At 65.4% G+C, this 19,847-nt stretch carries 18 protein-coding genes; 10 read left to right on the top strand and 8 right to left on the bottom strand.

Annotated elements, in window-relative coordinates:
* Positions 1-39: 39 nt before the first annotated feature.
* Positions 40-1,116 (top strand): NAD(P)/FAD-dependent oxidoreductase, encoded by a 1,077-nt coding sequence (locus NKH04_RS01250; protein ID WP_353043955.1) that lies wholly within the window; start codon positions 40-42, stop codon positions 1,114-1,116.
* Here NKH04_RS01250 and NKH04_RS01245 read toward each other — a convergent pair.
* Together NKH04_RS01245 and NKH04_RS01240 are read right to left on the bottom strand one after the other, a co-directional pair.
* Positions 1,110-2,483 carry an amidase gene (locus NKH04_RS01245; protein WP_352830334.1) on the bottom strand — a complete coding sequence of 458 codons (1,374 nt, stop codon included), beginning with the start codon at positions 2,481-2,483 and terminating at the stop codon, positions 1,110-1,112. The two genes, NKH04_RS01250 and NKH04_RS01245, sit on opposite strands and share 7 nt — an antisense overlap.
* A 170-nt stretch (positions 2,484-2,653) precedes the next feature.
* Positions 2,654-2,869, bottom strand: coding sequence for a DUF6356 family protein (locus NKH04_RS01240; RefSeq protein WP_352469961.1), 216 nt, complete (start codon positions 2,867-2,869; stop codon positions 2,654-2,656).
* 115 nt (positions 2,870-2,984) lie between these two features.
* Between NKH04_RS01240 and NKH04_RS01235 the strand changes: the two genes are divergently transcribed.
* The 3 genes from NKH04_RS01235 (at position 2,985) to NKH04_RS01225 (ending at position 4,681) form a co-directional block, all read left to right on the top strand.
* Positions 2,985-3,455, top strand: a complete 471-nt coding sequence (locus tag NKH04_RS01235) for an Lrp/AsnC family transcriptional regulator (protein ID WP_353043954.1) — start codon at positions 2,985-2,987, stop codon at positions 3,453-3,455.
* An 84-nt stretch (positions 3,456-3,539) separates the two neighbouring features.
* On the top strand, positions 3,540-4,025 hold the full coding sequence (gene dut / locus NKH04_RS01230; RefSeq protein ID WP_352448498.1) for a dUTP diphosphatase: 486 nt from the start codon (positions 3,540-3,542) through the stop codon (positions 4,023-4,025).
* Positions 4,025-4,681 (top strand): HAD family hydrolase, encoded by a 657-nt coding sequence (locus tag NKH04_RS01225; RefSeq protein ID WP_352458656.1) that lies wholly within the window; start codon positions 4,025-4,027, stop codon positions 4,679-4,681. Before dut ends, NKH04_RS01225 begins: the two co-directional genes overlap by 1 nt.
* 33 nt (positions 4,682-4,714) lie before the next feature.
* Here NKH04_RS01225 and NKH04_RS33190 read toward each other — a convergent pair whose 3' ends face one another.
* The gene (locus NKH04_RS33190) at positions 4,715-5,245 is read right to left on the bottom strand and encodes a TetR/AcrR family transcriptional regulator (protein ID WP_502893748.1); all 531 of its coding nucleotides are present in this window, start codon (positions 5,243-5,245) and stop codon (positions 4,715-4,717) included.
* An 11-nt stretch (positions 5,246-5,256) separates the two neighbouring features.
* Here NKH04_RS33190 and NKH04_RS01210 point away from each other — a divergent pair, with 11 nt between their 5' ends.
* The 4 genes from NKH04_RS01210 to NKH04_RS01195 all read left to right on the top strand — a co-directional run bounded on the left by NKH04_RS01210 (position 5,257) and on the right by NKH04_RS01195 (position 8,436).
* Complete coding sequence (locus NKH04_RS01210; RefSeq protein WP_353043953.1) at positions 5,257-5,607, top strand: SRPBCC family protein; 351 nt, start codon at positions 5,257-5,259, stop codon at positions 5,605-5,607.
* A 77-nt stretch (positions 5,608-5,684) separates the two neighbouring features.
* Positions 5,685-6,542, top strand: a complete 858-nt coding sequence (locus tag NKH04_RS01205) for a hypothetical protein (protein ID WP_353043952.1) — start codon at positions 5,685-5,687, stop codon at positions 6,540-6,542.
* A gap of 77 nt (positions 6,543-6,619) precedes the next feature.
* The gene (locus tag NKH04_RS01200; RefSeq protein WP_353043951.1) at positions 6,620-7,423 is read left to right on the top strand and encodes an isocitrate lyase/PEP mutase family protein; all 804 of its coding nucleotides are present in this window, start codon (positions 6,620-6,622) and stop codon (positions 7,421-7,423) included.
* A gap of 14 nt (positions 7,424-7,437) precedes the next feature.
* Entirely contained in the window at positions 7,438-8,436 is a 999-nt protein-coding gene (locus tag NKH04_RS01195; protein ID WP_353043950.1) for a proline racemase family protein, read from the top strand.
* Here the strand turns inward: NKH04_RS01195 and NKH04_RS01190 are convergent.
* Positions 8,433-9,128 (bottom strand): sulfate transporter family protein, encoded by a 696-nt coding sequence (locus NKH04_RS01190; protein ID WP_353043949.1) that lies wholly within the window; start codon positions 9,126-9,128, stop codon positions 8,433-8,435. The two genes, NKH04_RS01195 and NKH04_RS01190, sit on opposite strands and share 4 nt — an antisense overlap.
* A gap of 214 nt (positions 9,129-9,342) precedes the next feature.
* Between NKH04_RS01190 and NKH04_RS01185 the strand changes: the two genes are divergently transcribed.
* Positions 9,343-10,335, top strand: a complete 993-nt coding sequence (locus NKH04_RS01185; protein ID WP_353043948.1) for an adenosine kinase — start codon at positions 9,343-9,345, stop codon at positions 10,333-10,335.
* Between the two features lie 184 nt (positions 10,336-10,519).
* On the opposite strand, the gene NKH04_RS01180 is transcribed toward NKH04_RS01185, so the two are convergent.
* On the bottom strand, positions 10,520-12,799 hold the full coding sequence (locus NKH04_RS01180; RefSeq protein WP_353043947.1) for an NADP-dependent malic enzyme: 2,280 nt from the start codon (positions 12,797-12,799) through the stop codon (positions 10,520-10,522).
* 203 nt (positions 12,800-13,002) lie between these two features.
* Here NKH04_RS01180 and mutS point away from each other — a divergent pair, with 203 nt between their 5' ends.
* Positions 13,003-15,693 (top strand): DNA mismatch repair protein MutS, encoded by a 2,691-nt coding sequence (gene mutS / locus NKH04_RS01175; protein ID WP_353044002.1) that lies wholly within the window; start codon positions 13,003-13,005, stop codon positions 15,691-15,693.
* A gap of 110 nt (positions 15,694-15,803) precedes the next feature.
* On the opposite strand, the gene NKH04_RS01170 is transcribed toward mutS, so the two are convergent.
* The 3 genes from NKH04_RS01170 to NKH04_RS01160 all read right to left on the bottom strand — a co-directional run bounded on the left by NKH04_RS01170 (position 15,804) and on the right by NKH04_RS01160 (position 19,693).
* Positions 15,804-16,649 carry an aldo/keto reductase gene (locus NKH04_RS01170; protein WP_352469971.1) on the bottom strand — a complete coding sequence of 282 codons (846 nt, stop codon included), beginning with the start codon at positions 16,647-16,649 and terminating at the stop codon, positions 15,804-15,806.
* Positions 16,650-16,758: 109 nt separating this feature from the next.
* Entirely contained in the window at positions 16,759-17,145 is a 387-nt protein-coding gene (gene copM, locus NKH04_RS01165; protein WP_352540444.1) for a CopM family metallochaperone, read from the bottom strand.
* A 43-nt stretch (positions 17,146-17,188) separates the two neighbouring features.
* Positions 17,189-19,693, bottom strand: coding sequence for a heavy metal translocating P-type ATPase (locus tag NKH04_RS01160; protein WP_353043946.1), 2,505 nt, complete (start codon positions 19,691-19,693; stop codon positions 17,189-17,191).
* Between the last annotated feature and the right edge of the window lie 154 nt (positions 19,694-19,847).

Raw genomic sequence — 19,847 nt, 5'->3', positions numbered from 1 at the left:
ATGGCATCGCAGTGGTGGCGTTGGAACGAGGAGTGAAGCATGACAGCTGCGAAAGAAGTGATCGTCATCGGCGCCGGTATCATCGGCGCCTCCATCGCCTGGCACCTGACCAGGGCCGGAGCAAAGGTGACGGTCGTTGCCGGCAGCGGCGCCGGCGGCGTCGCGACACCGAATTCCTTTGCCTGGATCAATGCCAGCTGGGGTAATCCGCAGCCTTACTTCCGACTACGGACTCGATCGATGGCCGAATGGACGCGACTGGCGAACGAGGTGCCCGGCATCCCGTTGCAATGGTGCGGCGGCCTGTGCTGGGACCTGCCACGTCCCGAACTCGAAGCCTATGCGGCCGAGCACTCCGCATGGGGCTACGGCATCGAGCGTGTCGACCGTGCCGGAGCGGCCCGCATCGAGCCCAATCTGACCGAGCTTCCCGATTTCGCCCTTTATGTCGCCGAGGAAGGCGTTGCCGAGCCGGTCGCCGCCACGCAAGCACTGCTGGCCGACGCCGAACGGCGCGACGCGCGAATTGTAGCCGGGACGACCGTCACCGCTCTGGTGCAAGCCAACGGCAGGATTGCCGGCGTCGATACATCCGGCGGGCGGATTGCTGCCGACGAGGTGGTGATCGCGGCCGGAGCCGGCTCTCCGGCAATCGCTGCCACAGCCGGGATAGAACTGCCGATCGAAACGCCGCCCGGCCTGATCGTGCATTCGCGCCCCTACGAAAAGCTGCTCAACGGCCTGGTGATCGGCGACCGCCTGCATATGCGCCAGACGGCGGAAGGCCGCGTCATCGCCGGCTCGGATTTCGGTGGCGCCGATCCCGGCATGGATGCCCCGGCCACCGCCCGCGACCTGTTTGCGGCGATGAAGGCGATGCTGCGCGGCGCGGATGGGCTGGAACTCGATTTCCACACCGTTGGCTATCGGCCGACGCCGGTCGATGGCTTTCCGATCATAGGCCGCGCCGAAGGCACGAGCGGCGTCTATGTTGCGGTCATGCATTCCGGCATCACGCTGGCGCCGGCCGTCGCCCTGTTCGCCGCCCGCGAAATCCTCGACGGCGAGCGCGATCCGCTGCTTGATCCCTACGGACTGGCGCGGTTTACTCAATAACCGGGCGGGCGGCGAAAGCCGCCGGCCAGCGGCTCGATTGCCCTGGCGATCCCGAGCAGGCGCCGCTCCGACCAGCGTTTGCCGACAAGCTGTAGTCCGATGGGCAGGCCGTCGCGATCTTGTCCGCAGGGCAGCGACAGTGCCGGATGGCCGCTGTAGTTGAACACCGCGCCATAGGCCGGCAGCATCCAGTAGCTTTGCGTCTTGCCGTCGACCCCGATCGGCGTTCCCGGCTCGCAATGCGGGAAGGCGGTGGCCATGGCGACCGGGCACAGCAAGGCGTCGCAGCCGTCGAAGAACCGTTCCCACGCCAGGATGGAGCGGTCGCGGCGGGCGAGCGCCTCGAACCAGCGCGAGACCGGCGTCGGCTTCTCCCGCGGTTGGGGCTGGGCCGCCTCCAGCATCATGCCGATCAGCGCACCGCCTTGCTCCAGGTCGTCGTGCAGGTCGAGCTTCGGCAATTTGGCATCCTCGACGATGGCGCCTGCCGACTGAAGCTCCTTTGCCAGACTTTCGACCGCCGCGCTGATCTCGCCGGCCACCGGAAAGCCCGGAAAGGACGGCGCGACGGCAATGCGCAAATTTCTGAGATCCAGCTCCGGCATGGTTTCGACCGGTACCGGCGCAAGGTCGGTATCGCTTCCATCCGGCCCGGCAATGAGGCCGTAGATCAGTGCCAGGTCCTCGACGCTGCGCGCCAGCGGTCCGAGGCAGGACATCAGCCGCACGCTGCGCGGCGCCCCGCCCGGGTCGGGGAAGGCGCCGGCGAGCGAGACGCGGTGCTCGGTCGGCTTGAGGCCGTAGACGCCACAAAAGGCGGCCGGCAGCCGGATCGAATCCTGCATGTCGGTGCCGACCTCGAACGGCGTCATACCAGTGCCGAGCGCCGCCGCCGCACCGCCGCTGGAGCCGCCGGCGGTGCGCTGGAGGTTCCAGGGGTTGCCGGTGCGGCCGAACAGTGGATTGTCAGACTGCCAGTCACCGAGCATCGTCGCCACGTTCGTCTTGCCCACCAGCACGCCGCCTGCCGCCTTCAGCCGGGCAACGACCGGACTGTCTGCCCTCGGAGCATAGTCGGCGAAGGCCGGGAAGCCGACGGTGGTTCTCATGCCGGCGGTTTCATGCGTGTCTTTCAGTGTGAACGGCACGCCATGCAGCGGCCCAAGGGCCTCGCCGCGCGCCTGCGCGTCGTCGGCTTTGACGGCGCGTTGCCGCGCACCGTCCCGATCGAGGGTTACGACGGCATTGACCGCCTTATTGTGCCTGTCGATCTGCGCCAGATGCTCGTCCAGCACCTCTATTGCGGAAACCGTACGGTCGCGGATGGCCGCGGCCAGTTTGGTGGTCGAGGAAAAGACGATATCCATGGTGAATGCTCCGGGCTATCGCGCCGCGATCCTCAAAATGGCGGATTGGCGCGTGGATACAAGCCTGGCTCGGCATTCGACGATGGCGGCGCTTGATCGGGATTGCGCTGCGGGGCCTGTTGAGGGTCGGCGCTGTCCAGCGGCCTCGCTGCGCTCGGTACCTCTGCGGCTTACCGTCCTCTGTTGTGCGTCCGCTCATAGAGCTCACGGATGATGCCGCTTGCCGTGGTCTCGAACAGAAACGGCAAGAAAGCATGAACGAGCGCGGCAAAGGCCGCCATGAACAATCGCGACGAGAACCATGCGGCGAAAGCCATATGGCCGAAATAACTCTCGCCGACCGCGGCCGGGTGAGAGGTGAAAAGTCTTGCGAGCCGTGCGGTCATGTCGATCCCTCCTGCCGGCATGAAGAGCCGGCGATGAGTATACTGGCATGGGTGTTCGGTTCATCGGTCTCAAATTATCCTTGTCTCAAGCAAAATTTTGGGACAAACATCCCACATGGCGCCGGAAATCGACGAAATAGACTGGAGATTGCTGGCCGAGCTGCAACGCGACGGCACGCTGTCCGTCGACCAGCTCTCGGCAAGAATATCGCTGTCGCGCAATGCCTGCTGGCGCCGGGTGAAGCGGCTGGAGGAGGACGGCGTCATCACCGGCCGGGTGGCGCTGGTCGATGCCGACAAGCTTGGGCTCGGCCTTTCGGTGTTCATCCTGATCCGCACCTCCAACCACGATCCCGACTGGCTGCAAAGATTCCGGGCGGCGGTGACCGGCTTTGCCGAGATCACCGGCGCCTACCGCATGTCCGGCGATCTCGACTATGTCCTGCGCGCCCGCGTCGCCGATGTGAAGGCGTATGACCGGCTCTATCAACGGCTGATCGCCAAGGTGGCACTATCCGACGTTTCGGCCTCCTTCGTCATGGAGGAGATCAAGGAGACCACGGTCGTTCCGATGGAACTGCGCTGAGGCGGAACCGCACTGAAAGAAAGCCGTTGATAGCATTGCCGCCGAGTTGACTGAGCCGGCGTTCGCGACGATAGGATCAGCCTCATGCGCGCAGCACTTTATCCCACCTCCGTCATCGGTCCGGCTGTCGGCTTCGTCAGGCTGCCGCATGGCGAGGGCTTGCCGCTTCCGGCCTATGAAAGCTCGGGCGCCGCCGGCATGGACCTGCGCGCCGCCGTCCCGGACGACAGGCCGCTTTTGATCCTGCCGGGAAAGCGCGCGCTGGTGCCGACCGGGCTGGTCCTGGAAATTCCGGAGGGCGTCGAAGGCCAGGTCCGGCCGCGTTCGGGCCTCGCCTTCAAGCACGGGCTCACCTGCCTCAACACGCCGGGCACCATCGACAGTGACTATCGCGGCGAGGTCAAGGTGCTGCTGATCAATCTCGGCGACGAGGATTTCGCGGTGACGCGGGGCATGCGGATCGCCCAGATCGTCTTCGCCCCGGTGACGCAGGCGACCGTCGAGGAGCGCACATTGGCTGGCGGTACGGCGCGCGGCTCGGGCGGCTTCGGATCGACCGGCACGGCCTGATGAAAATACCCAAGCTCGTCATCTTCGATTGCGACGGGGTTCTGGTCGACACCGAGAACCTGGCCAATCGGCGCCTCGCCGAATGGCTGACCGCGGCCGGCTTTCCGGCCAGCTTCGAATATTGCCGGAAGAATTTCTCCGGCCGCAGCATGGTCTCGGTGCAGAAGGAAGTCGAGGCGACCGGCGTCAGCCTCGGCGCCGATTTCGTCGAGCGCTGGAACGCCGGCCTGCCGGACCTGTTCGCGCATGGCGTCGAGGCCATCCCCTACGTTCGCGAGTTCATCGAAACCGTGCACGCCGCCGGCATCGCCACCTGCGTCGCCTCGTCGGCACGGGTATCGAAAATGCACATCACGCTCGGTCAGACCGGGCTGCTGCCGCTGTTCGAGCATGCGCTGTTCAGCTCGACCATGGTCTCGCGCGGTAAGCCGTTCCCCGACCTCTTCCTGCATGCGGCAGCGACGATGGGCTTCGCACCCGCCGACTGCATCGTCATCGAGGACAGCGTCGCCGGCACGGCAGCCGGCATCGCCGCCGGCATGCGCGTCTATTCCTACCACGGCGACCCGCTTTCCGACCGCGACGGGCTGATCGAAGCCGGCGGCATCCTGTTCGACGACATGCGTGAACTGGCCGGGCTGGTGCCGATCCACTGATCGCCTTTGCGCAGCCTGCATGCGCGCCCGATCTCAGACCGGGCGCGGCGCCCCAAGTACTCGGTCGACCGTGTCGCGTATGAGACTGCGCAGATTGGCCGGCCTGTCGAGATGACTGACGACAAGGAGGCCGTCGGCCGCCACCGTTAGCGCGTCCGCGGTGCGGTCCGGATCGGGATCTGCGTCGGCGATCAGCAAGTCCCTGAGGGTGCCCCACTTCCAGTGACGATGCTGATCGATCGCCTGGCGAACCGGGCTGCTGGGGTCCGGATATTCAGCAGCGGCGTTCTGAAACGGGCAGCCGCGGTAGCCCGGCTGATCCGCCGCGTCGGCGATGAGATCAACTATGGCAAGGATCATCTGGCGAGGTGGCCGGCCAAGGCTCGCGATTGCCGCCCGTCCTCCCTTGCTGAGCTCCTCGATATAGGCGCGGACGAGGTCGTCCTTGGCCGCGAAGTGATGATAGAACGTCGCCTTGGCAACGCCGGCCTCGGCGATGATGCGGTCGATCCCGACTGCACGGACCCCCTCCAGAGAAAACAGTGCGGTCGCCGTATCGAGGATGCGACGGGACGGTGGGCGACTTCGCCGGCGGCGCCCAACGGATAGCCCCAGGCGTTTTCGTCGACTGCCGGGTGGATGAGGGCGACGTACGGGCCCTTACTTTCGCCGACGGCAAGATTGTGCGAGAGCGGCTCATCGCCCGCGACGAGCAGAGCCGGCGGATCGTGTGGGGATGGCTCGGCGACGAGGTCACCCACGATAATACCTTCATGCAGGTCTTTGCCGAGGGCGAGGGCCGGAGCCGCCTGGTCTGGATCCACGACACTCTGCCCGACGAGCTCGGCGCGTGGCTCGCAGCCGCCATGGATCAGCTGGTGCCGGTTTTTCAGCAGACCCTGGCGAGCCAAGCCAAGCCAACATAGTGAGGCAACGCCAGGTGTTTCCTCTTGGTCGCAAAATGCTCTAGCTTGCGCGCGCCCAAGATAACGAGCGCGCGCGCATGACCTTCTCCCTGCTTCGTTTCATCTTTGCCTGCCTGCTGCTGCCCTGTCTTTGGACGACGGCCAGCGCGGAGGCCGTCAGTTTCCCGGAGCTCGGCAGCGCCGTCCCCGGCCACGGCGATGTTACCTATCTCGATCTCGCCAGGATGGTCATTCCCGATCTGACCGCGGACAAGGACGGTTTTTTCCGAGGTTCGATGCCGATCGAGATGCGCCACGTCGCTGGACCGGACTACGACGGCTCGCCGCCGGCGACGTCGGGTCTTTCCAGCGGCGACGTGCTCGGCATCAAGGCCGGCGGCAAGGACCGGCTGGCGATGCTGCTCGACCTCGGCGACTCGCCTGACAGCGCCGAGGGTTATGCCGTGCTGGCACTCTACGACATCACCGGCAAGCCGGCCTTGCTCGACGCGGTCAATGTCGCCGTCGACCGCAGCACCTACTTTCGCGATCCGGGCAAGCTGTCGATCGGGCCCGGCGATGACGCCATCATCAGCATGAGCATGCATTTCAATTCGAGCCAGGGCTATGGGATCACGCCGCTGATCATGGTCCGCAACGACAGGTTCGAGCTGATCGACATGATCTATACGTTCGACGAAAACCTCTGCACTCATAGGAGGACACAGAATGCGGCGTTCCAGGCGATTGCCGACGGCCAGCCTTATGCAGCCATCAAGGTTACGGTGACCGACGCGACAGTGCCGGGCGATGAAAGCTGCGACGGCCAGCCGCCGCCAGAGGCGTCTTCGCGCGACATTTCCGTCACCTATCATTGGGACAAAAACGCTTCGCGCTACGTCAAGGATTCCGACGCGCTGGACCGATTGGCAGATGAAAACGCCAAACGCTTCTGAGCCAACCGCATTTGTTTGCCCGGCGCCTTCCGCCGGGCTAGAATTTGCCTCACATTCTGCACTGGAGGGGAGCATCCATGGACAAGGGCAAGATTTTTCGCGACCTGCATGCCTCGATCTTCGTCATGGCCAATTCCTGGGACGTCGGCACGACCAAGCTCTTGGCCTCGTTCGGCTTCAAGGCGCTGGCCACGACCAGCGCCGGCTTTGCCTTTTCGCGCGGCCTGCCGGACGGCGCGGTGACGTTCGAGGCGATGATCCATCATTGCCGTGAAGTGTCAGCGGCGACCGGGCTGCCGGTTTCGGCCGACCTCGAAAAGGGCAAGGGCGACAGCGCGACAAGTGCCGGCGAGACCATCTTCGCCGCCGAGGCGGCTGGCCTCGCCGGCTGCTCGATCGAGGACCATACCGGCGAGCCCGCCAAGCCGATCTATGATTTTTCGCATGCCGTCGATCGCGTCGCGGCGGCGGCGGAAGCGGCACGGGCACTGAAACGCGATTTCGTCTTCACCGCGCGGGCCGAGAATTTCCTCTGGGGCAAGCCCGATCTCGACGACACGATCAAGCGGCTGCAGGCCTTCGAGAAAGCCGGTGCCGACGTGCTCTATGCACCGGGCCTGGGCGACATCGAGATGGTGCGAACCGTCTGCTCGGCGCTGACCAAGCCGGTGAACGTCATGGCCAGGCCCGGCTTCACCATCGCCGATCTAGCCATGGCGGGGGTAAAGCGCGTCTCGCTCGGCCCATGGCTCACCAATTTCGCCTTTGGCATGCTGGAGACCGCGGCGCGCGAGATCCAGCAGGACGGCACCTTCGGCTTCACCCGCGCCGCCATGCCGTTCGGCAAGCTGCAGGCGCTGTTTGCCAAATCTTCAGCCTAGGTCGGGCCCGGCGAATGACGCTCACGGTCGTCGACATGCACACCGGCGGCGAGCCGCTGCGGATCGTCACCGGCGGCTACCCCGACATTCTCAAGGGCACGATCCTCGAAAAGCGTGCCTATGTGCGCGACCATCTCGATCATCTCAGAAAGATCCTGATGTTCGAGCCGCGCGGCCATTACGACATGTATGGCGCGCTGCTGGTGGAGCCCGACCTGCCGGGCGCCGACCTCGCGGTGCTGTTCATGCACAATGAGGGCTATTCGACGATGTGCGGCCACGCCATCGTCGCGCTCGGCCGCTACGCCGTCGACGAGCGGCTGGTGGCGCCACGCGAGCCGATGACGACCGTCAATATCGAGGCGCCATGCGGGCTGATTTCGGCTGCGGTCGAGGTGAGGGACGGCAAGGCCGGCGCGGTGTCCTTCGAAAGCGTGCCGGCGTTTCTGTTCGCCGGCGACCAGCGGATCGAGCTGCCGGGCTATGGTCCGGTCGGCTTCGACGTCGCCTATGGCGGCGCCTTCTATGCGCTGGCCGATTGCCGCCAGTTCGGGCTGGAATTCGGCAGGAACCGCGTGCGCGATTTCGTCGATGCGGCGACCGCGCTGAGTGATAAGCTGAAGGCCGAATTGCCGCTGTCGCATCCCGACCATGCTAATCTCGCCTTTCTCTACGGCACCATCCTGACCGACGGACAGGATGCGTTCTCCGATACGCCGACCAAAAACATCTGCGTTTTCGCCGAGGCCGAGGTCGACCGTTCGCCGACCGGCTCCGGCGTCACCGCGCGGCTGGCGGCCATGCACGCCAAGGGGCAGATCGAAATTGGCCGGACGCGGCTGTTCGAGAGCATTGCCGGCTCGCGCTTTTCCGGCGCGGTCGTACGCACGGCCACGGCCGGGCCGCATGATGCCATCATCGCCCGCGTCGGCGGCCGCGCCTATTATTCAGGGCGGGCCGAATTCATCGTCGAGGACGATGATGAACTGGGGCGCGGCTTTCTGCTGCGCTAGCTCCCTTCCCGTGCCGAGATCGCCTTGTGCGCATGCACCATCATGGCGGCGGCGAACAGCGGCGTCAGAAGGTTGAGCAGCGGCACGGCAAGAAAAGCAGCAATGAGCAGCCCGGCGAGAAACACCGTGCCCGCATATTTCCTGCGCAGCGCCTTGGCCTCGGCCTCCGGGCGAAAGCGCATGGCGGCGAATTCGAAGAACTCGCGCCCGAGCAGATAGCCGTTAACGACGAAGAAGGCGGCGATGTTGATGCCCGGCACCAGCAGCAGCAGCAGGGCGACGATATTGCCGAGGATGACGACGCCGAAGAAGCGGATCGCCAGCACCAGCGAGCGCAACGGCGGCACGGCGCGGCCGGGCGGGTCGTTTGGATAATCCGTGCGCTCGACCACTTCGGCGACGTCGTCGAGGAACAGGCCGGCGATGATCGCCGTCACCGGCGCGATGAGCAGCGCCAAGCCCAGCGCAAGGCCGATGCCGACGACGACGGCGCCCAGCCAACCGGCCCAGGAGGGTAGGGCGGGCAGCCATGCATCGATCCACGGCCAGGCCAGCCATTCGAACAGGCTCTTGATCCCGAACCAAAGCGCCGCCAGCGCCAGCAAGGTCAGCCCCAGCGTCTTCAGGAACACGGAACGGAATTCGGGTGAGAACAGCCGGCTCAAGGCGGCACGGGCGGCGTCGAGGATCACGGCGTTTCCAATTCCATGTCAAACGAGGCCCATGGGCGATATTTCGGGATAGGCGGAGACAGGTCGCGAGACAAGCGCAAACCGCGCGATACGAAGCATGCGTTCTGCCCGGATTTATAACTCGCGGCCTAGGCAAAGCCGCATCAAACCGCTAGACCCGCCCGCGCCCGGCGTGGCAGAAAGCCGGTGGGTTTTTGGGCGGAGACATGAATTGATGCCGGACTATGACGTGCTTTGTATCGGAAATGCCATCGTCGACATCATCGCCCAGTGCGACGAGGCGTTCCTGGAGACCAACGGCATCATCAAGGGCGCAATGAATTTGATCGACACGAGGCGCGCCGAACTGCTCTACAGCCGCATGGGCCCGGCCATTGAAGCCTCGGGCGGCAGCGCCGGCAACACGGCGGCGGGCGTGGCCTCCTTCGGCGGTCGCGCCGCCTTCTTCGGCAAGGTCTCCAACGACGCGCTCGGCGAAATCTACGCGCATGACATCCATGCCCAGGGTGTCGCCTTCGACACCAGGCCGCTTAACGGCGAACCGCCGACAGCGCGCTCGATGATCTTCGTCACGCCGGACGGCGAGCGCTCGATGAACACCTATCTCGGCGCCTGCGTCGAGCTCGGCCCGGAGGACGTCGAGGCCGACAAGGCGTCGGGCGCGGCCGTCACCTATTTCGAGGGCTATCTGTGGGACCCGCCGCGCGCCAAGGAGGCGATCAGGCGGACGGCTAAGCTCGCCCACGCCGCCGGGCGCGAAGTGTCGATGACATTGTCGGACTCGTTCTGCGTCGATCGCTACCGCGACGAATTCCTCGATCTCATGCGCTCCGGCACCGTCGACATCGTCTTTGCCAACAGCCACGAGATCAAGTCGCTCTACCAGACCGCGTCATTCGACGAAGCGCTGGCGCGGATCCGCAAGGACTGCAAGATCGCCGCCGTCACCCGCTCGGAAAAGGGCTCGGTGATCGTGCGCGGCGACGAGACCGTGACCATCAATGCGACCAGGATCCGCGAGCTGGTCGACACCACAGGCGCCGGCGACCTCTACGCCGCCGGCTTCCTCTACGGCTACACGCAAGGCCGCAGCCTGAAGGATTGCGGCGATCTCGGCTCGCTGGCAGCCGGGCTGGTCATCCAGCAAATCGGCCCAAGGCCACGCCAGAATTTGCGCAGAGAGGCCGAGCAGGCGGGGCTGCTGTAGCGGCATCTCTTCCTTCTCCCCCTGTGGGAGAAGGTGGATCGGCGCGCAGCGCCGAGACGGTTGAGGGGTGCTGGACGGAGTGCTGCCGGTGCCAAGCTGGAACACCCCTCATCCGACCGAGCTTCGCTCGGCCACCTTCTCCCACAGGGGGAGAAGGGAGAGGCGCTGCTGCTGCCCCCGCTCGTCAAGCTCCCGCGCTATACGCCGCGATCGCCGCCATGTTGACGATGTCTGAATCCTTGGCATTCAGCGAGACGATCTGAACCGGCTTGTTCAGGCCGACCAGCAGCGGGCCGATGACGGTCGAGCCGCCGAGCTCCTGCAGCATCTTGGTCGAGATCGAGGCCGAGTGGAAGGCCGGCATGACCAGCACGTTGGCCGGGCCGGTCAGCCTGATGAACGGGTACTGCGCCATGGCGCGGGCGTTGAGCGCCACGTCTGCGGCCATCTCGCCGTCATACTCGAAATCGACGCGGCGCTTGTCGAGGATGCGCACCGCTTCCTGGACGCGCTCGGAGCGCTCGCCCTGCGGATGGCCGAAGGTTGAATAGGCGAGCATGGCGAGCCTCGGCTCGTAGCCCATGCGGCGGGCAAAACCGGCGGCCTCCTCGGCGATGTCGGCGATCTCGACGGCATCCGGCATGTCGTGCACGGCGGTGTCGGCAACGAGGACGGTGCGACCGCGCGCGAGCACGATCGACACGCCGATGACGCAATGGCCGGGCCTTGCGTCGATGACGCGGCGGATGTCGTCGAGCGCCGTCGAATAGTTGCGGGTAACGCCGGTGACGATACCGTCGGCGTCGCCCAGCGCCACCATGCAGGCGGCGAAATGGTTGCGGTCGTTATTGATCAACCGCTGGCAGTCGCGGAACAGGAAGCCTTTGCGCTGCATGCGCTCGTAGAGATAGTCGGTGTAGATCGAGTTGCGGCGCGACAGCCGCGCATTGATGATCTCGATGCCCTGCTTGCCGAGGTCGATGCCGGCGTTCCTGGCGTTTTCCTTGATGATGTCGTCGCGTCCGAGCAGGATGGCGGTGCCGAGCCGCTGGTTCACATAGGAGACGGCGGCGCGCATCACCTGCTCCTCCTCGCCCTCGGCAAAGACGATGCGCTTGGGCTGGCGGCGCACCCGGTCGTAGATGCGCTGCAGCGTCGAGGCGATCGGGTCGCGGCGGGCGGAAAGCTCCTGCGCGTAACGGTCCAAATCGAGGATCGGCTTGCGCGCGACGCCGGAGTCCATCGCCGCCTTGGCGACGGCGATCGGGATCGCCGATATCAGGCGCGGATCGAACGGCACCGGGATGATGTAGTTGGGGCCGAATTTCGGCCGGTTGCCCTGGTAGGCGGCGGCGACGTCGTCGGGCACGTCCTGGCGCGCCAGTTCGGCGAGCGCTTTGGCCGCGGCGATCTTCATGTCGTCGTTGATGGTGGTCGCCCGCACATCGAGCGCGCCGCGGAAGATGTAGGGGAAGCCAAGCACGTTGTTGACCTGGTTCGGGTAGTCGGACCGCCCCGTCGCCATGATGGCGTCGGTGCGGATCTCGGCGACTTCTTCCGGCGTGATCTCGGGGTCGGGATTGGCCATGGCGAAGATGATCGGGTTCTTGGCCATCGACTGCACCATTTTGGTGGTCAGCGTGCCCTTGGCCGAGAGGCCGAGGAACACGTCGGCGCCGTCCAGCGCTTCGGCCAGCGAGCGCGCACCGGTTTTCACGGCGTGCGCCGATTTCCACTGGTTCATGCCTTCGGTGCGACCCTGGAAGACCACGCCCTTGGTGTCGCAAAGGATGATATTCTCAGGCGCAAAGCCCATCGCCTTCATCAATTCGATGCAGGCGATGCCGGCAGCACCGGCGCCGTTGCAGACCATTTTCGTGGTCTTCATATCGCGGCCGGTGATTTCCAGCGCGTTGATCAGGCCGGCAGCCGAGATGATGGCGGTGCCGTGCTGGTCGTCATGGAAGACCGGTATGTCCATCAGCTCGCGCAGCCGCTGCTCGATAATGAAGCATTCCGGAGCCTTGATGTCCTCGAGGTTGATGCCGCCGAAGGAGGGTCCAAGGAAACGCACGCAGTTGATGAATTCGTCGGCATCCTCGGTGTCGACCTCGAGGTCGATGGAATCGACATCGGCGAAGCGCTTGAACAGCACCGCCTTGCCTTCCATCACCGGCTTCGAGGCCAGCGCGCCGAGATTGCCGAGGCCGAGGATGGCGGTGCCGTTGGAGATGACGGCGACCATGTTGCCGCGAACCGTGTAGTCGAAGGCGCGGCTCGGGTCCTCGGCGATGGCGAGAACCGGAACGGCGACGCCCGGCGAATAGGCAAGGCTGAGATCGCGCTGCGTCGCCATCGGTTTTGTGGCTACGATCTCCAGCTTACCGGGGCGGCCCATGGCATGGAATTCCAATGCCTCCTGGGCGCTGACGGAGGGCCCGTTGCTTTCGGTTTTCTTGGCCATGGTACTTTTGGTTTCCTCGCCCGTACGGCACCGCTTGAGATGGGTGCGCATGCTTTCTTTTGTGGAAGGTTCGGGATTAAGGCTACACTTCGCCGCTGTAAACCGCCAAGCATGGCTTGCAAAATTTTGGAAGCAGCTTCTTGAACGACGAGACGCCCATTCGAAGCGACAACGCCACGCCGGCCTTCGCGCCGGCGACGCCGATGATGGAGCAGTATATCGAGATCAAGGCGGCGAACCCGGATTCGCTGCTGTTCTACCGCATGGGCGATTTCTACGAGCTGTTCTTCGACGATGCCGAGAAGGCAAGCCGGGCGCTCGGCATCGTGCTGACCAAGCGCGGCAAGCATCAGGGGCTCGACATCCCGATGTGCGGCGTGCCGGTGCATGCCGCCGACGATTATCTGCAGAAGCTGATCGGCCAGGGGTTCCGCGTCGCCGTCTGCGAGCAGATCGAGGATCCGGCCGAGGCCAGGAAGCGCGGCGGCAAATCGGTGGTGCGCCGCGACGTGGTGCGGCTGGTAACCCCAGGCACCATCACCGAGGACAAACTGCTGGCGCCGTCGGAATCGAGTTTTCTGATGGCGCTGGGACGGGTCAAGGGCGGCAGCAGCGATACAAGAGGCGGGGAGCGCGGCAGCGCGACAGGGAACCAAGGAAGTTTCGCCCTGGCCTGGATCGAGATCTCGACCGGTGTCTTCCGCGTCGCCGAGACAACCGCCGACCGGCTGCTCGCCGATGTCTTCCGCGTCGATCCGCGCGAGCTGATCGTCGCCGAACCGGTGTTTTACGACCCGGAGCTGAAACCGGTGTTCGACGTGCTCGGCCGCCTCGCCAGCCCGCAGCCGCCGTCGCTGTTCGATTCGGCTTCGGCCGCCGGCCGCATCGCCCGCCTCTTCGAGGTGGCAACGCCGGATAGTTTCGGCACGTTTTCGCGCGCCGAACTGTCGGCGATCTCAGGCGTCATCGCCTATGTCGAAAAGACGCAGAAGGCCGAGCGGCCGCCGCTGTCGCGGCCGCAGCGCGAGGAGCAGGGTTCGACGCTGTTCATCGACCCGGCGACGCGCGCCAATCTGGAGCTGCTGCGCACGCTGTCCGGCAGCCGCGACGGGTCGCTGTTCAAGGCGATCGACCGCACGGTGACCGGTGGCGGCGCAAGGCTGCTCGCCGACCGCTTGATGGCGCCGCTGACCGACCCGGCGGCCATCGCCGCAAGGCTGGACTCGGTGTCGTTCTTCCGCTCCGAAACGCGCCTCTGCCAGGCGGTGCGGGCAAGCCTGAAGAGCGTCGCCGACATGCCGCGGGCGCTGTCCAGGCTGGCGCTCAACCGCGGCGGCCCGCGCGACCTCGGCGCGCTGCGCGCCGGTTTCGAAGCGGCCGGCGCCATCGCCGAACTGTTCGGCCAAACCGCATTGCCGGCCGAACTGACCGCGGCGTTGGGAGCCATCAAGGCACTGCCCAGTGAACTGGCGACGCATCTGGCACAGGCGCTCAGCGACGAGCTGCCGTTGCTCAGGCGCGACGGCGGCTTCGTCCGCGGCGGCTACCACGCCGAACTCGACGAGATGCGGGCATTGCGCGACGAGTCGCGAAAGGTGATCGCCGGGCTGGAGCGTTCGCTGATCGACGAGACCGGCATCCGCTCGCTGAAGATCAGGCACAACAACGTATTGGGCTACTATATCGAAGTCACCGCCAATCATCATGCGCTGATGACCGGCAGCGACGGCGCCAGGGCGCGCTTCATCCATCGCCAGACCATGGCCAACGCCATGCGCTTCACCACCACCGAACTCGCCGAACTGGAAACCAAGATCGCCAACGCCGCCGACCGGGCGCTGGCGATCGAGCTTGCCGCTTTCGAGGCGCTGACGGCGGAAGTGGTCGGCCAAGCCGACACGATCCGTGCCGGCGCCGAAGCGCTCGCCGTGCTCGACGTTTCGGCCGCGCTTGCCTTGCTTTCCGAGAGCGAGGCCTGGTGCCGGCCGCTGGTCGATGCGAGCCTTGCCTTCGAGATTGCGGGCGGACGCCACCCGGTGGTCGAACAGGCGCTGCGGCGTTCCGGCGAAGGTCCGTTCGTCGCCAATGATTGCGATCTGTCGCCGCAAGGCGATGCCAAGGCCGGCGCGATCTGGCTGCTGACCGGCCCCAACATGGGCGGCAAATCGACCTTCCTCAGGCAAAACGCGCTGATTGCCATCCTCGCCCAGACCGGCTCCTTCGTGCCTGCGGCATCAGCCCATATCGGCGTCGTCGACCGGCTGTTTTCGCGGGTCGGCGCCTCCGACGATCTGGCGCGCGGCCGCTCCACCTTCATGGTCGAGATGGTCGAGACGGCGGCGATCCTCAACCAGGCAGGCGAACGCGCACTGGTCATCCTCGATGAGATCGGCCGCGGCACCGCCACTTTCGACGGCCTGTCGATCGCCTGGGCGGCGGTCGAATATCTGCACGAGAAAAACCGCTGCCGGGCGATCTTCGCCACGCATTTCCACGAGATGACGGCGCTGGCCGGAAAACTGCCGCGGCTCTCCAACGTCACCATGCGGGTCAAGGAATGGGAGGGCGACGTGGTCTTCCTGCACGAGGTCGGCAAGGGTGCGGCCGACCGTTCCTACGGCGTCCAGGTAGCGCGGCTGGCCGGCCTGCCAGAGGCCGTCGTCGGCCGGGCCAAGGAAGTGCTGCACCAGCTCGAAGCCGGCGAGGTCTCGGGCAAGGCCAACCGTCTGGTCGACGACCTGCCGCTGTTTTCCGTGGCGGCGAAGCGGGAAGCGTCGAAGCCGGCGAAGAGTGATGGGCTGGGTTTGGCGCTAGCGGAGATCAATCCCGACGAGATGACGCCAAGGGAAGCGCTGGAGGCGCTGTACCGGCTGAAGGGGATGGCTGAGAAGTAGTGCTCGTCCGATAGCGCTCTACGGCACCCCCCTCTGTCCTGCCGGACTGTCCGGCAGGACAGAGGGGGGTGTGACGGAACGCTGCTTTGGCTTGCCTTCCGCCCCACCCCTCAAATCATCGCCAAGCCGGACTTCCGCCTCGGTGGTGGGAAGGCGCGGTCAATTTCGGCGAAATCTTCGCTCGTGAGCTCGATGTCCAACGCCGCGACATTCTGCCGGATATGCTCCGGGCGGCTGGCCTTCGGAATGGCAATCACGCCCTCCTGCGCCATCACCCAGGTAAGCGCGATCTGCGCCGGCGTCGCACCGTGGCGGGCGGCGATGGCATCTAACCTGGCGTTGCGTGCCAATACCCCCTGATCGACCGGCGAATAGGCCATCAGCGGCATGCCGCGTTGCCGGCTCCACGGGGCGAGGTCGAACTCGACGCCGCGCTGCGACAGATTGTAGAGCACCTGGTTGGTCTGGACGTTGCCGCCGGCCGGCAACCGAACCAGCTCTTCCATCTCGTCGGTATCGAAATTGCTGACGCCCCAATGGCGGATCTTGCCGGCCGCCTTCAACGCTTCGAACGCCTCTACCGTTTCCATCAAAGGCACGCTGCCCGGCCAATGCAAGAGATAGAGATCGATGCGGTCGGTGGCGAGATGCCTCAGGCTGTTCTCGCATGCCCGTTTCACGCCGGCGCGCGAGGCATTGGACGGCAGCACCTTGGAGACCAGGAAAACCTCGTCGCGGCGACCGGCGGTGGCCTCCGCCACCACCTCCTCGGCGCCGCCGCTGGCATACATTTCGGCGGTGTCGATCAGCGTCATGCCGAGATCCAGCCCGAGCTTCAGGGCATTGGCCTCATCGCCGCGGCGGCGACCGTCCTCGCCCATCTTCCAGGTGCCCTGGCCGAGCACCGGTACGGCTTCGCCGCAGGGCAGGGTGGTCGTTCTTATCGTCGATGGCATGGCATGCTCCAGTCCGAGGCCCGGATAGCACCATAGCCGCCAAGGGAAATCCAGGTGAAGCAGAAATCCAGGTGAAGCCTCTCGCCCGGATTCCCCGACAGCGTGACGCCTACTTCACCGGATGGGCGGCGAGCCAGTCCTGCATCTGCTTGATCTCGGCTTGCTGCGCGGCGATCACTGCTTCGGCCAGCTTGCGGATTTCCGGATCCTTGCCATTGGCGAGCTCGATCTTGGCCATGTCGATGGCCGCCTGGTGATGCGGGATCATGCCGCGGGCGAAATCGACGTCGGCATTGCCGGAATATTCGATCGCCATCATGTCGGCGTGCATCTTGTCCATCGCCGCCTTGTAGCCCTCGGTCGAGGGACTCTGCGCGCCCATTGCGCCCATGTCGTGCTTCATCTCCTCGGCTTGTGCCGGAACGCTTTCGAGGAAAACAGCAAGCAGCATTCCCGCCGCCATCATCAGCAGCACGATCTTCTTGGCCAGGGTCATTCATCGTCTCCTTTTTTGAACAGGGTCTATCTGGAAGTTTTAATCAGAGTTTCAACGTCCTGAGCCGCAATGCGTTGGCGATGACCGAAACCGAAGACAGGCTCATCGCCGCCGCCGCAATCATCGGCGACAGCAGCGTGCCGGTGAGCGGATAAAGCACGCCGGCAGCAACCGGCACGCCAAGCACGTTGTAGAGGAAAGCGAAAAACAGGTTCTGGCGGATGTTGCGGATCGTGCCCTGGGCAAGCGTGCGGGCTCGGACGATGCCGTTGAGATCGCCCTTGACCAGCGTGATCCCTGCACTCTCGACCGCGACATCGGCGCCGGTGCCCATGGCGATGCCGACATCGGCAGCGGCGAGTGCTGGCGCATCGTTGACGCCGTCGCCGGCCATGGCGACGCCGGCGCCGTTTGCACGCAATTCCTCGACCAGCGCACCCTTCTGCTCGGGCAAAAGCCCGGCACGCACCTCGTCGATGCCGAGCTTGGCTGCGATGGCCTTGGCGGTGCGCTCGTTGTCGCCGGTCGCCATGACGATCCTCAGCCCACTGTCATGCAGCGCCTTGATCGCCTCGGCGGTGGTCGCCTTGATCGGGTCGGCAACGGCGACGAGGCCGGCGAGCTTGCCTGCGACAGCGACGAACATCGCGGTCTTGCCGTCGGCCTGCAGCGCCTCGGCGCTGGCCAGGACCGACGCCGTGTCGATGCCGAGATCGGCCATCATCGCGGCATTGCCGAGCGCCACCTTCTGCCCCGAAACCGTGCCGGAAACGCCCTTGCCGGTGACGGCCTCGAAACCGCCGGAGTCGGGGACCTTCACGCCGCGTTCGCGGGCGCCTTCGACGATCGCCTCGGCCAGCGGATGCTCCGAGCCTTTTTCGAGACCGGCGGCGAGCGCCAGCAGCTCGTCCTGCGCCATGCCTTCGACGGCAACGACATCGGTCAGTCGCGGCCGGCCTTCGGTCAGCGTTCCCGTCTTGTCCACGATCAGCGTATCAACCGAGGCGAAGCGCTCGAGCGCTGCTGCTTCCTTGATCAGCACGCCGGCATGCGCGCCGCGCCCGGTGGCGGTCATGATCGACATTGGCGTGGCAAGCCCGAGCGCACAGGGGCAGGCGATGATCAGCACCGAGACCGCCGAGACGATGGCAAAGACCAGGCTCGGCTCAGGGCCAAGGATAGCCCAGGCGACGAATGCAATGATGGCGACCAGCACGACGGCCGGGACGAAGTAGAACGAGACGCGGTCGGCCAGCCCCTGGATCGGCGCGCGCGAACGCTGCGCCTTGGCGACCAGCGCGACGATGCGCGCCAGCGTCGTCTCGGCGCCGATCTTTTCGGCGCGCATGATCAGCGAGCCGTTCTTGTTGAGCGTGCCGCCGGTGAGGTTGTCGCCGTCGGTCTTTTCGACCGGCAGCGGCTCGCCTGTGATCATCGATTCATCGATGGAGGAGCGCCCTTCGAGCACAATGCCGTCGACCGGCACGGCGTCGCCTGGGCGGATGCGCAAGCGGTCGCCGGCCTTGACGGTTTCGAGCGGCACGTCGTCTTCGGAACCGTCCGCGCCGATCAGCCGCGCCGTCTTCGGCGCCAGGTCGAGCAGCGCACGGATCGCCGAACCGGTTTTCTCGCGGGCACGCAATTCCAGCACCTGGCCGAGGAACACCAGCGCGACGATTACCGCCGCCGCCTCGAAATAGACCGGTACGGTGCCGTCATGGCCGCGGAACTGGTGCGGAAAGAGGCCTGGAAACAGCGTGGCGATGACGCTGTAGAGGTAGGCGGCACCGACGCCGAGCGAAATCAGCGTCCACATATTGGGGCTGCGGTTGAGGATCGAATCCCAGCCGCGATGGAAGAACGGGAATGCCGCCCACAGCACCACCGGGCTGGCCAGCGCCAGCTCCAGCCAGACCTTCGCGCGGTCGTCGATGAAGGCCTGGAACGTCAGGCCGAGCATCGGCGCCATGGCGATGACCAGCAACGGCACGGACAGCACCGCGCTCACCCAAAAGCGCCTGGTGAAGTCGACCAGTTCCGGGTTAGGCCCCTCGTCGCCGGTCGGCACGCCCATCGGTTCCAGCGCCATGCCGCAGATCGGGCAGGAGCCGGGCTTGTCGCGGATGATTTCGGGATGCATCGGGCAGGTGTATTGCGTGCCCTTGGGCATCGGCTGCGGCGCCGGCCTGTCGCCGAGATATTTTGCCGGCTCGGCTTCGAACTTCGCCTGGCAAGCGGCCGAGCAGAAATAGAAGCCCCGGCCCTCGTGCCGCAAAAAGTGCCTGGCCGTGGCGCGATCGACGCTCATGCCGCAGACGGGATCGGTTGCGGTCAGGTATTTTTCCGGCTCGGCGACGAATTTCACGCGGCAGCTCTCGCTGCAGAAATGATAGCGATGGCCGTCATGCTCGGCCGTCGGCTTGCCGACAGCCGGATCGACGGTCATGCCGCAGACCGGATCGCGGACGACGGCGTCCGCAGCAGAGGGTGCGCCTTTTGCCGAGCAGCAGCTGCCATGGGCGTGATGATGGTGATCGGAATGCGTCATGCCGAAAGCCCCTGTATTCGATGTTGCGGCGGAGGTAGTGCTTCCAGTAACTGGAAGGTCAAGGGCTGATTTCGATTTTTCGTGGCCAGGCGCTAACCGAACCGGCCGCGGGCACGAGACGATCGTCCAGTTCCACGGCTGCGGAGAACGCGTC

The sequence above is a fragment of the Mesorhizobium sp. M1365 genome, from assembly GCF_040317865.1.
GTDB lineage: Bacteria > Pseudomonadota > Alphaproteobacteria > Rhizobiales > Rhizobiaceae > Mesorhizobium.
This window is presented reverse-complemented; position numbering and strand designations above follow the sequence as displayed.